Source organism: Pseudomonas sp. FG-3G (genome assembly GCF_901007645.1).
GTDB classification, from domain to species: Bacteria; Pseudomonadota; Gammaproteobacteria; order Pseudomonadales; family Pseudomonadaceae; genus Aquipseudomonas; species Aquipseudomonas rhizophila.
Genome location: NZ_CAAKGZ010000001.1, coordinates 1 through 15,827 on the forward strand (window position 1 = coordinate 1; position 15,827 = coordinate 15,827).

The 15,827-nt window shown below is 62.3% G+C and carries 15 protein-coding genes; 5 read left to right on the forward strand and 10 right to left on the reverse strand.

Features of this window, described 5'->3' with window-relative positions:
• Positions 1 to 298: 298 nt before the first annotated feature.
• On the reverse strand, positions 299 to 1,192 hold the full coding sequence (locus PSEUDOMOFG3G_RS00005; protein WP_047227411.1) for a PA4780 family RIO1-like protein kinase: 894 nt from the start codon (positions 1,190 to 1,192) through the stop codon (positions 299 to 301).
• Positions 1,193 to 1,417: 225 nt separating this feature from the next.
• Complete coding sequence (locus PSEUDOMOFG3G_RS00010; RefSeq protein ID WP_139048467.1) at positions 1,418 to 2,209, reverse strand: helix-turn-helix transcriptional regulator; 792 nt, start codon at positions 2,207 to 2,209, stop codon at positions 1,418 to 1,420.
• Positions 2,210 to 2,288: 79 nt separating this feature from the next.
• Here PSEUDOMOFG3G_RS00010 and PSEUDOMOFG3G_RS00015 point away from each other — a divergent pair, with 79 nt between their 5' ends.
• Positions 2,289 to 3,317, forward strand: a complete 1,029-nt coding sequence (locus PSEUDOMOFG3G_RS00015; RefSeq protein WP_139048468.1) for a bile acid:sodium symporter family protein — start codon at positions 2,289 to 2,291, stop codon at positions 3,315 to 3,317.
• On the opposite strand, the gene PSEUDOMOFG3G_RS00020 is transcribed toward PSEUDOMOFG3G_RS00015, so the two are convergent.
• Entirely contained in the window at positions 3,304 to 4,581 is a 1,278-nt protein-coding gene (locus tag PSEUDOMOFG3G_RS00020) for an acetyl-CoA C-acetyltransferase (protein ID WP_139048469.1), read from the reverse strand. The genes PSEUDOMOFG3G_RS00015 and PSEUDOMOFG3G_RS00020 overlap by 14 nt on opposite strands.
• A gap of 145 nt (positions 4,582 to 4,726) precedes the next feature.
• On the opposite strand from PSEUDOMOFG3G_RS00020, the gene PSEUDOMOFG3G_RS00025 reads away from it, so the two are divergent.
• Both PSEUDOMOFG3G_RS00025 and PSEUDOMOFG3G_RS00030 read left to right on the forward strand, forming a co-directional pair.
• Positions 4,727 to 6,079, forward strand: coding sequence for a 3-oxoacyl-ACP reductase (locus PSEUDOMOFG3G_RS00025; protein ID WP_076382814.1), 1,353 nt, complete (start codon positions 4,727 to 4,729; stop codon positions 6,077 to 6,079).
• Between the two features lie 2 nt (positions 6,080 to 6,081).
• Positions 6,082 to 6,936 carry a MaoC/PaaZ C-terminal domain-containing protein gene (locus PSEUDOMOFG3G_RS00030; protein WP_139048470.1) on the forward strand — a complete coding sequence of 285 codons (855 nt, stop codon included), beginning with the start codon at positions 6,082 to 6,084 and terminating at the stop codon, positions 6,934 to 6,936.
• A gap of 292 nt (positions 6,937 to 7,228) precedes the next feature.
• Here PSEUDOMOFG3G_RS00030 and PSEUDOMOFG3G_RS00035 read toward each other — a convergent pair whose 3' ends face one another.
• The 4 genes from PSEUDOMOFG3G_RS00035 to PSEUDOMOFG3G_RS00050 are packed head-to-tail and all read right to left on the reverse strand — an operon-like array spanning position 7,229 to position 9,502.
• Positions 7,229 to 7,786, reverse strand: coding sequence for a DUF4136 domain-containing protein (locus tag PSEUDOMOFG3G_RS00035; protein ID WP_139048471.1), 558 nt, complete (start codon positions 7,784 to 7,786; stop codon positions 7,229 to 7,231).
• Between the two features lie 20 nt (positions 7,787 to 7,806).
• Positions 7,807 to 8,424 carry a DUF4136 domain-containing protein gene (locus tag PSEUDOMOFG3G_RS00040; RefSeq protein ID WP_076382818.1) on the reverse strand — a complete coding sequence of 206 codons (618 nt, stop codon included), beginning with the start codon at positions 8,422 to 8,424 and terminating at the stop codon, positions 7,807 to 7,809.
• 26 nt (positions 8,425 to 8,450) lie between these two features.
• Positions 8,451 to 9,200: a methyltransferase gene (locus tag PSEUDOMOFG3G_RS00045; protein WP_047227403.1), complete on the reverse strand. Its 750-nt coding sequence runs from the start codon at positions 9,198 to 9,200 to the stop codon at positions 8,451 to 8,453.
• Positions 9,197 to 9,502: a MazG-like family protein gene (locus tag PSEUDOMOFG3G_RS00050; RefSeq protein ID WP_076382820.1), complete on the reverse strand. Its 306-nt coding sequence runs from the start codon at positions 9,500 to 9,502 to the stop codon at positions 9,197 to 9,199. The genes PSEUDOMOFG3G_RS00045 and PSEUDOMOFG3G_RS00050 overlap by 4 nt, the downstream gene beginning before the upstream one ends.
• A gap of 164 nt (positions 9,503 to 9,666) precedes the next feature.
• On the opposite strand from PSEUDOMOFG3G_RS00050, the gene PSEUDOMOFG3G_RS00055 reads away from it, so the two are divergent.
• Positions 9,667 to 9,960 (forward strand): hypothetical protein, encoded by a 294-nt coding sequence (locus tag PSEUDOMOFG3G_RS00055; protein WP_047227401.1) that lies wholly within the window; start codon positions 9,667 to 9,669, stop codon positions 9,958 to 9,960.
• Positions 9,961 to 10,170: 210 nt separating this feature from the next.
• Positions 10,171 to 11,520: an MATE family efflux transporter gene (locus PSEUDOMOFG3G_RS00060; RefSeq protein ID WP_047227400.1), complete on the forward strand. Its 1,350-nt coding sequence runs from the start codon at positions 10,171 to 10,173 to the stop codon at positions 11,518 to 11,520.
• Positions 11,521 to 11,525: 5 nt separating this feature from the next.
• On the opposite strand, the gene PSEUDOMOFG3G_RS00065 is transcribed toward PSEUDOMOFG3G_RS00060, so the two are convergent.
• The 3 genes from PSEUDOMOFG3G_RS00065 to speA all read right to left on the reverse strand — a co-directional run bounded on the left by PSEUDOMOFG3G_RS00065 (position 11,526) and on the right by speA (position 15,784).
• On the reverse strand, positions 11,526 to 12,323 hold the full coding sequence (locus PSEUDOMOFG3G_RS00065) for a DUF4123 domain-containing protein (protein ID WP_139048472.1): 798 nt from the start codon (positions 12,321 to 12,323) through the stop codon (positions 11,526 to 11,528).
• Positions 12,320 to 13,636 (reverse strand): type VI secretion system Vgr family protein, encoded by a 1,317-nt coding sequence (locus PSEUDOMOFG3G_RS00070; protein WP_139048473.1) that lies wholly within the window; start codon positions 13,634 to 13,636, stop codon positions 12,320 to 12,322. The genes PSEUDOMOFG3G_RS00065 and PSEUDOMOFG3G_RS00070 overlap by 4 nt, the downstream gene beginning before the upstream one ends.
• Positions 13,637 to 13,870: 234 nt before the next feature.
• Positions 13,871 to 15,784, reverse strand: a complete 1,914-nt coding sequence (gene speA / locus PSEUDOMOFG3G_RS00075) for an arginine decarboxylase (RefSeq protein ID WP_047227397.1) — start codon at positions 15,782 to 15,784, stop codon at positions 13,871 to 13,873.
• Positions 15,785 to 15,827 lie beyond the last annotated feature (43 nt).

The window sequence follows — 15,827 nt, forward strand, 5'->3', positions numbered from 1 at the left end:
CACATCCTACATCCATGCAAGCTGATCCACCGCTATCGCGAGCAAGCTCGCTCCCACAGGGGATTTGTGCAGGACGCAGGATCCATATACCCCCGAGAACCAATGTGGGAGCGAGCCTGCTCGCGATGACGCCGGCATATCCTGCATCCATGCAAGCTGATACATCGCTATCGCGAGCAGGCTCGCTCCCACAGGGAGTTGGTGGCGGACGCAGGTGTTGAGGGCCTCACAAAAACACTGTGGGATTTTTTGGGCGGCCACAAAAAACCCGGCCTGGGCCGGGTTTCTGGTCAAGCGCTCACTGCATCCACGGCGGAGGCGGTTCTTCGGTTTTGCCGGGTGGAGCGTCGTCAGCGGCGCGGACGGCCTGGCGGCGTTCCTCGTCCAGACGGGCAGCCTCGATTTCACGCATGATCCCGCCGACATCCGCCAGCTCTTCCGGCTCATCGAACTCGCCGGTCAGCACGCTGGCCGGGTGCAAGGTGCCGGCCTCATACAACGCCCACATTTCCTTGGCGTACCGGGTGCGCTTGAGCTCCGGGGCAAACCGGCCGAAGTAGGACGCCATGTTGCCCACATCCCGCTCCAGCATGCTGAAGGCATGATTGTTGCCAGCGGCGTCCACCGCCTGCGGCAGATCGATGATCACCGGGCCCGTCGGCGTAAGCAGCACGTTGAACTCCGACAGGTCACCGTGCACCAGACCGGTACACAGCATCAACACGATCTGGGAGATCAGGAACGCGTGATACTCACGGGCCTGATCCGGCTCCAGTACCACATCGTTCAGACGCGGTGCCGCATCGCCGTATTCGTCAGCCACCAGCTCCATCAGCAGCACGCCTTCGAGGAAGTCGTACGGCTTGGGCACTCGCACGCCCGCACCGGCCAACCGGAACAGCGCCGCCACTTCGGCATTCTGCCAGGCGTCTTCAGTTTCCTTGCGCCCGAACTTGGAGCCCTTGGCCATGGCCCGGGCCTGGCGGCTGTTACGCACCTTGCGGCCTTCCTGGTATTCGGCCGCCTGACGAAAACTTCGCTTGTTCGCCTCCTTGTAGACTTTGGCGCAACGTAGCTCGTTGCCGCAGCGCACCACATAAACAGCTGCTTCTTTACCACTCATGAGTGGGCGCAGCACCTCGTCGACCAGACCGTCCTCGATCAGGGGTTCAATGCGTTTTGGAGTCTTCATCAGCTTTTATTGTGGGTCCTTTATTACCGAACACGCGAATGACAGTCGTTATACGGCAATCCTCCCTCCACGGGGAGGGGTTGCCGACTTATGAACCCTTCGATGCACACAATGTGCCGGATTAAATCGACCGAGCCGATCATAGCCGAGACAGCGCATAGCGTTGGCAACTGAATGCAAAGGCATTTGCGACAAGAGCTGACAGCCATGCCCAGTGCAGCTGATTCAATGTTTAAACAACTCCCCCGGGGTCAATCCAAACATCCCCTTGAACGCCACTATGAAAGCGGACGTGGAATCGTAGCCACAGGACAACGCCGCGCCGGTCACGCTATCGCCTTTTTCCAACGACCCCAGGGACGACAACAGCCGCGTACGCTGGCGCCAGGCGCGAAAGCTCAGGCCGGTTTCGCGCTGGAACAGACGCATCAGGGTTTTTTCCGATGTGCCCAAGCGCTCGGCCCACACTTGCAAAGTCACGTTCTGGTCGGGCTGTTCGATCAGCTCGTTGCACAACGCCAGCAGACGCGCATGCCGGGGAAGTGGCAGGCAAAAGCCAACCTCCGGCAGTGCTGCCAACTGGTCCAGCAACACTTGCACCAGTCGCGCTTGCTGGGTATCGCCCTGAGCGTAATCGGCCGGCAACTGACAAAAAGCCTTGATCAGCTCCCGCGCCAGCGGCGTGACCTCCAGCACTCGGCAGCGTTCATCGGCCCACGGACAGGCTTCACGACGGACATAAAGGCTACGCATTTCTGCCCGGGTGGAGGTCACCACATGATGCTCCAGATCGGCAGGAATCCAGATGGCCCATTGTGGCGGGGCGAAAAAACTGCCTTCGGCGGTGTGCACACCCAGCACGCCACTGATGGCGTAGGAAAACTGCACCCAATCATGACGATGGGCCTGGGTCCACGAACCGGCGCTCAAGCTTTCGACACGGGCATAAAGCGGCCTGGGCAATTCCGTCAGGTCGGGAATGCGTCTTTCGAGTTGTTGGTGTCCGTTAGTCGGCATGGATTGGCCTTATGTCGCAAGACGGCTGCAAGTGCCGACGTTAGGCTAAGTCGACTTTTCTTACAACTTGCGGTGCCGTATGCACATTTTCAGACACCTCAAACGCCTGGTAACCGACTGGTTCCTGTGCGGCATGCTGCTTGCCACGTTGCTGGCGTATCTGTTTCCCAGCTTTGGCGCTACGGGTGGCGCCATGCATGCCGAGTGGGTGGTCAATATCGGCATCTTTGTCGTGTTCTTCCTGCACGGGATAAACCTGTCCGGCGAGCAGATCCGCCACGGTCTGAGAAACACCCGACTGCACTTGATGGTGCAGGTCTTTACCTTCGGCGTGTTTCCGTTGATCTGGCTGGTCAGCGATTGGCTTCTGGGCCGCCATGTGCCGTCACTGCTGATGCTGGGGTTCTTCTACCTGTGCGTCCTGCCCTCGACCATTTCATCCTCGGTGGCCCTGACCGGCAGCGCCGGCGGTAACGTACCGGCGGCGATTCTGAACGCGAGCCTGTCCAGCGTGCTGGGGATTTTCCTGACGCCACTGCTGGTCAGTTTCGTGGTCGGCAGCGGCGCCGGGGGTATCGATCTGGGTGCGACTTTGCTCGACCTTTGCCTGATGTTGCTGCTGCCGCTGGTGCTCGGACAGTTACTGCGGCGCTGGCTGGCCGGTTTTTTCGGGCGGTACAAACGCTACACCAGCATCATCGACAAACTGGTGATCCTGCTGCTGGTCTACGCGGCGTTCTGCAATTCGATGGTGTCCGGGATCTGGCAACAACAAGGCAACACCGTGCTGCTCAGTGCATTGCTTGGCAGTGCCGTGTTGCTGGCAATCATTTTGTGGATGACCACCCGCACCGCTCGGGCCCTGCGGTTCAGCAACGCCGATGAGATTGCTGCGGTGTTCTGCGCCAGCAAGAAATCCCTGGCGGCCGGGGTGCCGATGGCCGCGTTGATTTTCGGCAACAACCCCGGCCTGGGGCTGATCCTGCTGCCGATCATGATCTATCACCCGTTGCAGCTGATCGTCTGTTCGATCCTGGCCGAACGCTACGCCAACCGCCAACGGGAACTCATTCATCAACAACGCGAGGCGCCCCTCAACGCTCAATGATTGCCGTCACACCCTGGCCACCGGCCGCGCAGATGGAAATCAGACCGCGGCCCCGCCCCGCCGCGTCCAGCAACTTGGCGAGGTTGGCGACGATTCTTCCACCCGTGGCGGCAAACGGGTGGCCGGCGGCCAGGGAGCTGCCTTTCACGTTCAGCCGGCTGCGGTCTATGCTGCCCAACGGAGCGTCGAGGCCCAGGCGCGTCTTGCAATAATCCGGGTCTTCCCAGGCTTTGAGCGTGCATAACACTTGAGCGGCAAATGCCTCGTGGATCTCGTAGTAATCAAAGTCCTGCAACGTCAGGCCGTTGCGCGCCAGTAACCGAGGCACGGCGTAGGCCGGCGCCATCAACAACCCTTCTGCTCCGTTGACGAAATCCACCGCTGCCGTTTCGCCGTCGCGCACATACGCCAGGATCGGCAACCCCCGGGACATGGCCCACTCTTCACTGCCCAGCAGCACCAGTGACGCGCCATCGGTCAATGGTGTGGAGTTGCCCGCCGTCATCGTGCCCTTGGCGCTTTTTTCGAAGGCCGGCTGGAGGGCGGTGAGTTTTTCCAGGGTCAGGTCCGGACGCAGGTTGTTGTCCCGTGTCAGGCCGAGAAACGGCGTCATCAAGTCGTTCTGCCAGCCTTCGGCGTAGGACGCGGCCATTTTCTGATGACTTTCCAGGGCCAATTGGTCCTGCTCCTCCCTGGGAATCTGCCAGGTCTGAGCCATCAGTTCGCAATGCTGGCCCATGGACAGGCCGGTTCGTGGCTCGCCATTGCGCGGCAGTTCGGGAACGAGGTGCTGGGGACGCAGTTGCAGGAAGGTCTTGATTTTCTCAGCGGTGGTTTTGGCGCGATTGGCTTGCAGCAGGATTCTGCGCAGCCCTTCGTTGACGCCAATCGGCGCATCCGAGGTGGTGTCTACGCCGCCGGCAATGGCACTGTCGATCTGCCCGAGGGCGATCTTGTTGGCCGTCAACAGCACAGTCTCCAACCCCGTGCCGCAAGCCTGTTGCAGATCGTAGGCCGGGGTGGTGGGCGATAGCCGCGAGCCGAGCACGCATTCGCGGGTCAGGTTCAGATCCCGGGAAAGCTTGAGCACCGCACCGGCGGCCACCTCACCGATGTGCAGGCCATGCAGGTTATAGCGCTCGATCAGCCCCTCGAGCGCGGCGGTCAGCATCGCCTGGTTGCTGGCGGTGGCATAGGCCCCGTTGGAGCGGGCGAAGGGGATGCGGTTACCACCAATGATCGCGACGCGGCGTAGCTGTGTCATGAGGAACTCCCTGTGTATGTCCGGATGCGCCAATGGGCCTGCGGAAACCCGGCTCCCGCACAAGCTTAGGCTTTATCTGGCCAATCGAACGACTGATTGCCAATCATGGTCCACACTTTGAACCTCATCAGCCGGAGTGTGTTCCATGTCAGACCGTTATATCGACTTCGCCAATTCGCCCCTGGGCCTGCGTCTGGTCGGTGCGCTGGGCCTGCCATCGCCGGCCCGCCTGGAGCGCTGGCAGGCCGGGCGGCTGCGGCCGATCGAAGGTGCGTTGCTGTTGGGCGGCGGGCCGTTGACCGAACAGATCGGTGCATTTGCCAAGCGCCTGACCGATGCGATCTTCATCTACGGGGGCGAACCGACACTGGCCACCGAATGGATCCCCGGTCACGGTCCGAAAATCAAGGCGGTGGTGTACGACGCCAGTCATCTGGCGCAGGCCGACCAGCTCAAGCAACTGCGCGAGTTCTTCCAACCCCTGATGAAGAACCTCGACCACAGCGCCCATGTCGTCATCCTCGGCCGCGCTCCGGAAGGTCTCGCCGATCCGTTTGCCGCCAGCACGCAGCGGGCCTTGGAGGGCTTCAGCCGTTCCCTGGCCAAAGAGTTGCGCCACGGCGGGACGCTGCAATTGCTGTATGTGGGTGACGGCGCCGAGGCCCAACTGGAAGGTGCGCTGCGGTTTTTCCTGTCGCCCAAGAGCGCCTACGTTTCCGGGCAGGTCATTCGCCTTGATGCCTGCCAGGCCCAGGTCCAGGACTGGACGCGTCCGCTCACCGGCCTCAAGGCTCTGGTCACCGGCGCGGCCCGCGGGATCGGCGCCTCCATTGCCGAAACCCTGTCCCGCGATGGCGCCGACGTGATCCTGCTGGACGTCCCGCAGGCCAAGGCCGATCTCGAAGCCCTGGCTGCACGCCTTAGCGGGCGCAGCGTGACGCTGGACATTTGTGCTGAAGACGCCGCTACACAGTTGACTGAACACCTGCCCGACGGCATCGACATCGTGGTACACAACGCTGGCATCACCCGGGACAAGACGCTCGCCAATATGACCCCGGAATTCTGGGACGCGGTGCTGGCGGTCAACCTCAACGCGCCGCAGGTGCTGACCAAGGCCCTGCTCGACAGTGGCACTCTTCGGGACAATGGCCGAGTGATTCTGCTGGCGTCCATCAGCGGCATCGCCGGCAATCGCGGCCAGACCAATTACGCGGCGAGCAAGGCCGGGTTGATCGGTCTGGCCCAGGCCTGGGCGCCGGTCCTGCAACCTCGGGGGATCAGCATCAACGCCGTAGCCCCGGGTTTTATTGAAACCCGCATGACCGCCGACATCCCTTTCGCCCTGCGCGAAGCCGGGCGGCGCATGAGTTCCCTGGGCCAGGGCGGCCTGCCACAGGACGTCGCCGAAGCCGTGGCCTGGCTCGCCCAGCCGGGGACGGGCGCCGTTACCGGCCAAACGCTGCGGGTGTGCGGGCAAAGCCTCCTGGGAGCATGACCATGACGATCCAATGGCATGAAGTAAACGCCGCGCCCGGTATGTCCTCGCTGTACGTGAAAGCCGCGACACGGCGCAAGGTCACTGGAAAAACCTTGCCCCAGGACGGACTGCGCCAAGTGATACAGGTCGATCCGCAACGCCTGGCTGCCTATCGCAAGGTCTGCGGTTTTGCCGAAAACGGACTGCTGCCGCCGACCTACCCCCACGTACTGGCGTTTGCCCTGCAGATGCAATTGCTCACCGCCCGGGACTTTCCGTTCCCGTTGCTGGGGCTGATCCACTTGAGCAATCGCATCCGCCTACTGCGGCCCATGGGCGGGGTCAGCCAAGTGCAGGCTCGCGTCAACGTGCAGAATCTGCAAGCTCACCCCAAGGGCGCGGTGTTCGACCTTGTGACTCGCATTGATGATCAATTGGGGCCGTTGTGGGAGGCCGAGAGCCAGATGCTTTGCAAGGGCGTCCAGCTTGACGGCGCGCTGGTGGAAGAGCCGCTGCAAGAGATCCAGGCATTGACTGAAGTGGCGCACTGGACCGCGCCGGCTGACATTGGCCGGCAATATGCCAAGGTGTCCGGCGATTACAACCCGATCCATCTGAGCGGCCTCAGCGCCCGGCTGTTCGGCTTCCCTACCGCCATCGCCCACGGCCTGTGGAACAAGGCCAGGACCCTGGCGGCGCTGGACGAACACTTGCCCGATGCCAACGTCGAGATCGATGTCACCTTCAAGAAGCCGGTGCGCCTGCCCAGCGAAGTGACACTGCTGGCGAGTGCCGCGGGGTCCAGCGGGGACTTGCGATTGATCGGTTCGGGGGACTTGGAGCATATGGTGGGGAGCTGGCGGCCGGCTGGCTGAGGACCGGCATCTTTGTTGAATGTGCGATGGCTATCGCGAGCAGGCTCGCTCCCACATGGGTTCTCGGGCGTCATGGGCCTGCGTCCGACACAAATCCCCTGTGGGAGCGAGCCTGCTCGCGATAGCGGTGGGTCAGTTGGCTTCGATGCTGAATGGGCCGCCGTCATCGCGAGCAGGCTCGCTCCCACATGGGTTCTCGGGCGTTCATGGGGTCTGCGTTCGGCACAAATCCCTGTGGGAGCGAGCCTGCTCGCGATAGCGGTGGGTCAGTTGGCGTCGATGCTGAGTCCGCCTACCGCGGCGGATAGTTCGCCAGGATCCGCGCAACCGTCTCACGCACTGCGGTGCTGCGATCCGTCGGATTGGGCGAGTTGCTGAGCATTCGTTCATCACTGCCACGCCACACCAGCTTGCCGTCCTTGCCATCGAGCAGGTCAATCTGCACCGTGGCGACCTTGTAGCTGATGTTGCGGGTTTCGTTGTACATCGGCCCGCCCCAATAGCCATTCCAAGGGCTGCCCCAACCACCGCCGTAGTTGGTCGTGATCTGTTGCTGGCGATCCTCGACGATCAGGTAGGCCTGGACCATCACATCCCCTCGCCCGCCAGCCTGGGCCGGGCGCAGACCGCGCTGGTCGAGTTGATCGGCAACCGCCTGACGGATCCGCTGTTCGGTCAGGTCGCTCTTGATGCGCGGATCATCGGGACGATATTGCAGCGCCGGCTCTTTCCAGCTCCAACTGCGGTAAGCCGAGAAATCCCGGCTGGTGTCAAAGTCGTGGTTGACCGGGGTACCCGCACAGGCGCCGAGCAACAGGGTAAAAGCCAGTAGAGCGATACGGCGTAACATGGTTTTTCTCCGTTGCGTAATCAACTTGGAGGATAAGCCGACAGGGCTTTTTCCACCGCTTCGCGAATGGCATCGGTGCGCGCGCTCTGACTGCCGCGCTGGCTGGTCTCGGCGCTGGCGCTCCACACCGGCTGACCATTACGGGCATCGAACAGGTCCACTCGCACCACCACGACCTGCTCCCGATAAGTGCGCACCACCGGCACCGAGTGATACATGCCATAGCCGGGGCCGTAGCGGTCGTAACGGTTGTAGCCGCCGTAGTAACCGGAATCATAGTCGTCCCGAACCTGACGCACGCGCGTTTCCAGGCGCAGGTCGGCGCTGACGAACAGGTCGGCCGGGCGGTTGTCATGCAATGGACGCAGGCCGCGTTGATCCAGGGCGTTGCTCACCGCTTCAGCCACCTGGGCCGAGTCCGCCCAAGCGGTGCCCGGTGGCAGTCGCCCGTTGAGCCAGGCCCAACTGCGATAGCGCCCGTAGTCACGGGGTGGCGCGGGGTAAGCGCTGCGGTCAAATACCGTGGCGGCCTGCGGCGGCGCCGGTGGCAGCGGGTTAGACGTGGCGACATACGGGTTGCTGCCCTGGCAGGCAGCCAGTCCCAGGCACAACACCAACAACCCTGAACGACCTTTCATTTCGCGCTCCGATTTGCTCTTTCAGATCAGAGGGGACGGCAGACCCAGTGCAGATAACGCCCCAACCCGGCAAACGCCGGATGGCGGCGGTGAGCCAGCTCCATCTCCAGCAACTGCGCCAGCTCCACGCGGCCCTGGAACTCCACCGGCATGTAGTCATGGAAAACCCGCACGCCACTTTGAGTTTCGACCTGCCACACGCCTTCAAGTTGCGCCGCCAATTCCCGCGGATCAAGGGGTTGTTGCGGGGTCAGGCTCTGTTTTTCACCGGCCATGTCATTTTTGCGCAACTTGCGAAAATGCCCCTTGAGCAGATTGCGATAAACCAGCGCGTCGCGGTTGTAGAACGCCAGGGACAACCAGCCGCCCGGGACCGTGAGTTGATGCAGCACCGGCAGGATCGCATGGGGTTCGGCCAGCCATTCCAGCACCGCGTGGCACAGCACCAGGTCGTAAGGCTCAGTGAGCTGGTCGGGCAGCGCCTGCCACGGTGCCTGAATGAACGTTGCGCTCTGACCGGCATCGGCGAATCGCTGACGGGCACCTTCGAGCATGGGCTCGGCTGGCTCGGCCAGGGTCACTTGATGGCCGCGCTCGGCCAGCCACAACGACATGTGGCCCAAGCCGGCGCCTATGTCCAACACACGCAACGGACGCTCAGGCAAGGCTTCAAGCAGATCGGCCTGCAGCACCGCCAGGCGGATCGCACCTTTGGCCCCACCGTAGATTTTTTCAGCAAAGCGCGTGGCGAGCTGATCGAAATGACGGTCGCTCATTGGCCGAACCGCCGCTCGCTGTCGGCCAGCTTGCTGCGCACCACAGCCTCCATATCCAACCCCAGCTCGCTGCACAGCAGCAACAGGTACAACACAATGTCACCGACTTCCTGCCCAGCGTGGGCCAGCTTGTCCGCCGGCAACTGGCGCGACTGGTCCTCGGTCAGCCACTGGAAAATCTCCACCAGTTCGGCCATTTCCACACTGGCGGCCATGGCGAGGTTTTTCGGGCTGTGAAATTGCCGCCAATCGTTATGGTCACGAATGGCATGCAGGCGTTCGGTCAGTTCAACAAGGTTCATCGGGGTCTCCTGAATGCGCATAGCTTCGGGGGGATGACGAGGGAAGGCAAGCGTCTCGGTACGAAGCGGCGTTTTGCCCCATAATCGAACGATCTTGGCCTTCAGCCGCTCTTACAACCAGAAGCCCAAGGCTCGATTCCGATCTCTCTCATCAGGATGTACACATGCAGGTAGAAAGCTTTTTCGAATGGCTCGGCCAGGCGCTCGGTTCGGTGATCCGGTTTATCGTCGACCTGCTCAGCGGCCTGTTCAACACCCTGGCCAATGCTGGCGGCAACTTTGTCGATGGCCTGTCGCGCACACTGGGCATGGACACCTCGATCATCAGCATCATTGCGCTGATCCTCGGGCTGATGCTGCTGTACTCGGCAATCCGCGCCTTCATGCGGGCGTCGATCATCCTGGGCATTATCTGGTTGGTGCTGGGGTTGTGGTTGTTGAGCTGGATCATTCACTAGGGCCGAGAGCACTGTGTGGGAGCAAAGGCTTGCTCGCGATACAGGCGCCTCGGCGCCCTGAAAGACCGCGTCATCTTCATCGCGGGCAAGCCTTGCTCCCACAGAGTTTTTTGAGATCGAACGCGGAGCGTCCCTAGAGGCATTCCCACGCGGAGCATGAGAACGATCATGCGAGAACCCGCTACAATCGCGCTCCGCCAAGGAGCTCGCATGTCCAACCTGATCACCGACTGGCGCGACCGTCTTACCCACCGCCGGGTATGGGCGCTGGCCGCGCCGATGATTCTCTCGAACATTTCCGTGCCGCTGGTGGCGCTGGTGGACAGCACCGTCATCGGCCACTTGCCCCATGCCCATCAGTTAGGCGCGGTGGCGGTCGGGGCGAGTTTGTATACGGTGCTGGCCTGGGCCATGGGTTTCTTGCGCATGGGCACCACCGGGTTCGCCGCCCAGGCAGCCGGGCGTGGGGATGGAGCGGCGTTGCGGCAGGTGCTGCTGCAAGGTCTGCTGCTGGCGATGGGGTTGGCGCTGGTGCTGGGGGCGGTCGGCGTGCCGTTGAGTGGCGTGGCGTTGCATTTCATGCAGCCATCCGCCGAGCTTGAGCAGTTGACCCGGGACTTTTTCCACACCCGGCTGTTTGGCTTGCCAGCGGCGCTGGCCAGTTATGCGCTGGTGGGCTGGTTTCTCGGTGCTCAGAATGCCCGGGCGCCGTTGGCGATCCTGCTGGTGACCAACCTGGTGAACATCGCCCTGAACCTGTGGTTCGTGATCGGCCTGGACTGGGGCGTGACCGGTTCGGCCCGGGCGTCGGTGATTGCCGAGTGGACCGGCGCCCTGGTCGGTCTGATCCTGGCGCGCAACACGCTGCAGGCCTGGCCGGGGCAGATCGCCTGGGCGGCCCTGGGGGTGTGGCAAAGCTGGCGGCCGTTGCTGGCGGTGAACCGGGACATTTTCATTCGCAGCCTGGCGCTGCAAGCGGTGTTCTTCCTGATCACGGTGCAAGGCGCGCGTCTGGGGGATGCGACCGTGGCAGCCAACGCGCTGCTGCTCAATGGTCTGCTGCTGACAGCCCACGCCCTGGACGGTCTGGCCCATGCCGTCGAAGCGCTGTGCGGTCACGCCATCGGCGCCCGCGACCGCCTGGCCCTGCGCCGCTCGCTGGTGGTGGCCTGCGGATGGTCATTGATTGCCAGCGTAGGGTTTGCCCTGCTGTTTCTGCTCGCCGGCCACCTGTTCATCGATATGCAGACCGATATTCCGGACGTGCGCGACACCGCTTACCGCTACCTGCCTTACCTGGCAGCGCTGCCGTTGATTGCGGTCTGGAGTTATTTGCTCGATGGCCTGTTCATCGGCGCCACTCGTGCCAGGGAAATGCGCAACGGCATGCTGTTGACCCTGTTGCTGGTGTCGCCGTTTGCCTGGGTACTGCAAGCGCTGGGCAACCACGGGCTGTGGATCACCTTCCTGCTGTTCATGGCTTTGCGCAGCCTGACCCTGGGTGCTTTCGCCTGGCGCATGCAACAGCGCGATAGCTGGTTCGGTGCCGGCGCCCATTGACCTTTTCAACCTTGATTGTCCTGCCACAGCCGCCGCAGGTGATCCAGGCGTTCGCGCTGCGAACCGCCTTTGAGCCCCGGCACGGGTCGGGCATTGGGGTACTGCAGGCGCAGCCATAACCAGTCGTCGAGTACCGGTCGTTCGGTGAACCCCAGGGTCAGCCCTTGCTGCAAGTCCTCCCAGAGCAGGCGGAAATCCCGCCCGGTAGAACAAGACCACTGCCAGACGTGGCGTTCCAGCAGACATCGCTGCAACTGACTCTGCTGCCAATGGCTGAGACTGTGTTCATTTTCCAGTGCCGGTACTGCCAGCCCCGGATTGCAGAGTTGCTGCCAGCCCTGGCTGCCGATGGTCCTGTCGCCCCAGGTCCCGCCGAACCAGCGCACCAGGCTGATCGGCCCCAGCCAGCAACTGAGTTCCCGAGGATCGCAACCGTCGAAGAAATAACTGGCCGTGTGAGGGTTGTAATAGTTCAGCAAGGCCTTGTGATGCAGGCCTAACGTCACCGTCAACATGCGCCGCAGATGCGCCAGTAATTGCGCCTCTGACGCTCGGCTGACCAACAACAGCCCCGGCCAGGCGCCGGCATCCAGGTGACACAGGCTGGCCAGTGCCGGCGATTGCTGCAAATCCACCAGCAACGGACCATGCTCCCTCAGCCCGTGCAATTCGGTGCCTTCGAACAAGGCAAAGCGCCGGATCTCGGCGAACTGCTCCTGCAAACGCTGCGCGGTGTCCGGCGCACCGGGTACGTCGAGCAGCAGCCATTGCGGCGCTGATGCAGACATGGCGGCAGCATTCATGGAGCAGCGCCCGCGCCGAGCTGCGTGAGCATGCGGCAGGTGCACAACGGCTGGCTACAGGGGTTGAAGCTGCCGCCCCCGGGCAACAGACACAACAACACCAACGGCTCGGCACTCTGGATCGCCGCCAACAGAAGCGGGTCGAAGCCAGAGGCCTCATGGACTGGTCGGGATGTTTCGCTCAGGAGTGACTCATCCCCTTCTTCCCGAGATGCCGGCGCGTCGAGCAATGCGCTGATCAATGGACGATCCGGGTCGCCCTCGATAAAACTCACCAGCACCTCGGTGCCCTTGCCAATGGCGTGCCCCCAAGCGGCCAGCTCAGGGGCCAACGGCAGCCAGCAATGACTGGGACTGGCTCCCTCCCCCTGATAGACCCAGTCGAACTGCACCGCCACTCGCCCCGCCACCTGCATCTGCGGCTCATCGACCGTGACCACCCAGCCGCGCTGCCGACTCAGCATGCGAGGTTTTGCCGCAACCCCGGTCGCCACGAACGGCCATCCCGCAGGAATGGCGCGAAAATGGTTGCCATACACGCCGGCCTGCGCGCGATGCTCGACTTTCGTCAACAGCCAGGTCTGGTTCCAGCCTTCGACAGGGTGCCCTGCCAGCGACAGCGTCCGGCCGCAATGCAGCCCCATCAGATCGCTGCGGCCCAAGGCTACCTGCTCCCCCGAAACATCGCTTTGTACACGCCAGTTGCGCACCGCCGGAGCCGTTCCCTCGAGCCTGTAAAGCGTCTCGCCATCGGGCAGGGAATCGTCCGTGCTGTCAGCAAAAACCAGACAATGCCCATCCCGAGCCTGCTCGAAATGGAAGTAAATGCCCGCCTCGGCGCACACGCGTTGGAGAAACTGCAGATCTGACTCCCGATATTGGGTACAGAAATCGCGCAGCGGATAATCGCCACTCAAAGCCAGGCACACCTGGCGTCCGGCAATGCCGTGGGCCTTGAGCACCTGGCGAATGATTTGCGGCACTGAGCGGGCACTGAACACCCGCTGGCTGAATCGTTGCGCCAGGCACGCCAGCTTCGGCCCGATGCGTACCCGGCAACCAGCGCCCTGACGATGCTGGACAAGCTCGTGAATCTGCCCATGGATGCCCCGCCCTCCAGCGTCGAAACTCAACCAGACGCTGCGGTAGAGCAACCCGGCAAGGTCCAGGGGCGTATCGCCGATCAACAGCTCCACATCAAAGACAAAGGGTTCGCTGATGGCTTCGCTGCCCGTGAAGGCCACGACAACAAAGGATTCGGGCAGACCGGCTATCTCCAGACGAAATGACGGCTCGCTGGCTGGATCGGACATCGGCGTTTCTCTACAGGAGGGGCGGCTGAGGATTCTCGCTGAGAGCCATGGCCGAGTAGAGAGCCCAAGTACAAGTTAGGAAAGGGACTACACGAAATAAGGACACCACCGGTTAAATGCACCAGTGTTCGGAAATAACAGCGGCACAAATAAAAACGCCCTCCGGGACTATCCGAAAAAACCCGCAGCACACGGTGTATTTTCTGACAGTCCCGGAGGGCGTTCAGGCCGCCATCAGGAAGACAGGTAGGACGACCGCGTCAACCCCAGGCGCAGGGCATCCAAGAACTGGGTGCGTTCCGCGGCGCTGATACGGGCGCTGGCGCATTTGTCGCGGTAGTGGGTCATCAACTCCTCCGGCGACAGGTGCACGTAGCGCAGCATATCTTCGATGGTGTCGTGGGTTTCGATACCGGCGTGGTACACGCTGCCGTCGGCATTCTGGTAGATGTTCACCGAGTCGGTGTCACCGAACAGGTTGTGCATGTCGCCAAGGATTTCCTGGTAGGCACCCACCAGGAAGATGCCCAACAGGTAATCTTCGCCCGGATTGAGGGAATGCACCGGCAGGCTGGTTTCGATGCTCTGCTCGTCGACGTACTGCTTGATCTTGCCGTCGGAGTCGCAGGTCAGGTCTTGCAGCACGGCGCGGCGCAACGGCTCTTCATCGAGGCGATGCAGCGGCAGGATCGGCAGCACCTGACCGATGGCCCAGGTGTCCGGCAGGCTCTGGAACACCGAGAAGTTGCAGATGTACTTGTCGGCGAGCTTGTCGTTGAGTTCATCCAGCACCTGGCGATGGGAACGCTGGCGGGCCTTCAACGAGTTATGCAGGCGACGGCACACGGCGAAGTAGCACTGCTCGGCCAGGGCTTTTTCCGCCAGGGTCAGCTTGCCGTCGGCGTACTGGGCGGCCACGTCACTCATGTAGTGGGTGGCGCGCCAGTAGGTCTCGGTGACCATCTCGATATCGGTCGGGCCCAGCAGGTCAACCAGCCACTGCACGGTCTCCGGCAGGCTTTCCTTGTTTTCGATCACCGGCACGTCGTCGTGGTGCTTCTCGACGTCGGTCACCTGCACCACCAGCATCGCGTGGTGGGCGGTCAGGGAGCGACCACTTTCCGAGAAAATGTGCGGATGCGGCAGGCTCTGGGCATCGCAGAACTCCTTGAGCATGCCAACCACGACACCAGCGTAATCGTCCATGTCGTAGTTGATCGAACTGGCATTGCGCGAGTGCGTACCGTCGTAGTCCACGCCCAGGCCACCGCCAACATCGATGTGATCCACCGGCAGGCCGAGGTTGCGCAGCTCACCGTAGTAGCGGATCGCTTCCTTGAAGCCATGTTGGTAATCCGCCAGGTTGGCGATCTGCGAGCCCATGTGGAAATGCAGCAGGCGGATGCCCTGATCCAGGCCAGCGGCGCGGAAGCGCTCGACCACCGACAGCAGTTGCGCAGCAGACAAGCCGAACTTGGACTTTTCGCCACCGGTATCGGCCCACTTGCTCGACGCCAGGGACGACAGGCGTACCCGCAGGCCGACCTGTGGCTTGACCTTGAGCGACGCGGCTTCTTCGATCACCAGGCCGACTTCGGATTCTTTCTCGATCACGATGAAGACGTTATGGCCCAGTTTCTGGCCCATCAGCGCCAGGCGAATGAACTCGCGGTCCTTGTAACCGTTGCAGACGATAGTCCCGCCCTTGGGCGCCAGGGCCAGCACCGCCAGCAGCTCGGGCTTGGAGCCGGCCTCAAGACCGATGGAAACGTTCTGGGTGGCGATGATGTTTTCGATCACCGCTTCCTGCTGGTTGACCTTGATCGGATAGAGCGCGGTGTACTGGCTCTGGTATTCCAGGCGCGCGATGTTGCTGTCGAACGCACCGGTGAGCTGGCGCACGCGGTCTTGCAGGATGTCGGGGAAGCGCACCAGCAAGGGCAGCGACAGGCCGCTCTGGCGCAACTGGTCGACTTGCTCGAACAGGTCGATGGGCGAACTGCCTGGACCGTTCGGACGGACTTCGACGCGACCGGCGTCATTGATCGCGAAATACCCGGCCCCCCAATGGCGGATCCCGTAAACACTGCGGCTGTCCGCAACTGTCCATTGGCTGCCATCGTCTTTGCGTGTGCGTCGTACGGACATCGAAGTCCCCTATAAAGAAGTCAAAATGCACCATCCGGTAGGA

Coding starts and splice junctions, on each gene's coding strand:
- PSEUDOMOFG3G_RS00045 (WP_047227403.1), bottom strand. CDS start 9,200: ATGAGCGACCGTCATTTCGATCAGCTCGCCACGCGCTTTGCTGAAAAA.
- PSEUDOMOFG3G_RS00050 (WP_076382820.1), bottom strand. CDS start 9,502: ATGAACCTTGTTGAACTGACCGAACGCCTGCATGCCATTCGTGACCAT.
- PSEUDOMOFG3G_RS00035 (WP_139048471.1), bottom strand. CDS start 7,786: ATGTTACGCCGTATCGCTCTACTGGCTTTTACCCTGTTGCTCGGCGCC.
- PSEUDOMOFG3G_RS00005 (WP_047227411.1), bottom strand. CDS start 1,192: ATGAAGACTCCAAAACGCATTGAACCCCTGATCGAGGACGGTCTGGTC.
- PSEUDOMOFG3G_RS00060 (WP_047227400.1), top strand. CDS start 10,171: ATGTCCAACCTGATCACCGACTGGCGCGACCGTCTTACCCACCGCCGG.
- PSEUDOMOFG3G_RS00025 (WP_076382814.1), top strand. CDS start 4,727: ATGTCAGACCGTTATATCGACTTCGCCAATTCGCCCCTGGGCCTGCGT.
- PSEUDOMOFG3G_RS00015 (WP_139048468.1), top strand. CDS start 2,289: ATGCACATTTTCAGACACCTCAAACGCCTGGTAACCGACTGGTTCCTG.
- PSEUDOMOFG3G_RS00040 (WP_076382818.1), bottom strand. CDS start 8,424: ATGAAAGGTCGTTCAGGGTTGTTGGTGTTGTGCCTGGGACTGGCTGCC.
- PSEUDOMOFG3G_RS00010 (WP_139048467.1), bottom strand. CDS start 2,209: ATGCCGACTAACGGACACCAACAACTCGAAAGACGCATTCCCGACCTG.
- PSEUDOMOFG3G_RS00020 (WP_139048469.1), bottom strand. CDS start 4,581: ATGACACAGCTACGCCGCGTCGCGATCATTGGTGGTAACCGCATCCCC.
- PSEUDOMOFG3G_RS00070 (WP_139048473.1), bottom strand. CDS start 13,636: ATGTCCGATCCAGCCAGCGAGCCGTCATTTCGTCTGGAGATAGCCGGT.
- speA (WP_047227397.1), bottom strand. CDS start 15,784: ATGTCCGTACGACGCACACGCAAAGACGATGGCAGCCAATGGACAGTT.
- PSEUDOMOFG3G_RS00030 (WP_139048470.1), top strand. CDS start 6,082: ATGACGATCCAATGGCATGAAGTAAACGCCGCGCCCGGTATGTCCTCG.
- PSEUDOMOFG3G_RS00065 (WP_139048472.1), bottom strand. CDS start 12,323: ATGAATGCTGCCGCCATGTCTGCATCAGCGCCGCAATGGCTGCTGCTC.
- PSEUDOMOFG3G_RS00055 (WP_047227401.1), top strand. CDS start 9,667: ATGCAGGTAGAAAGCTTTTTCGAATGGCTCGGCCAGGCGCTCGGTTCG.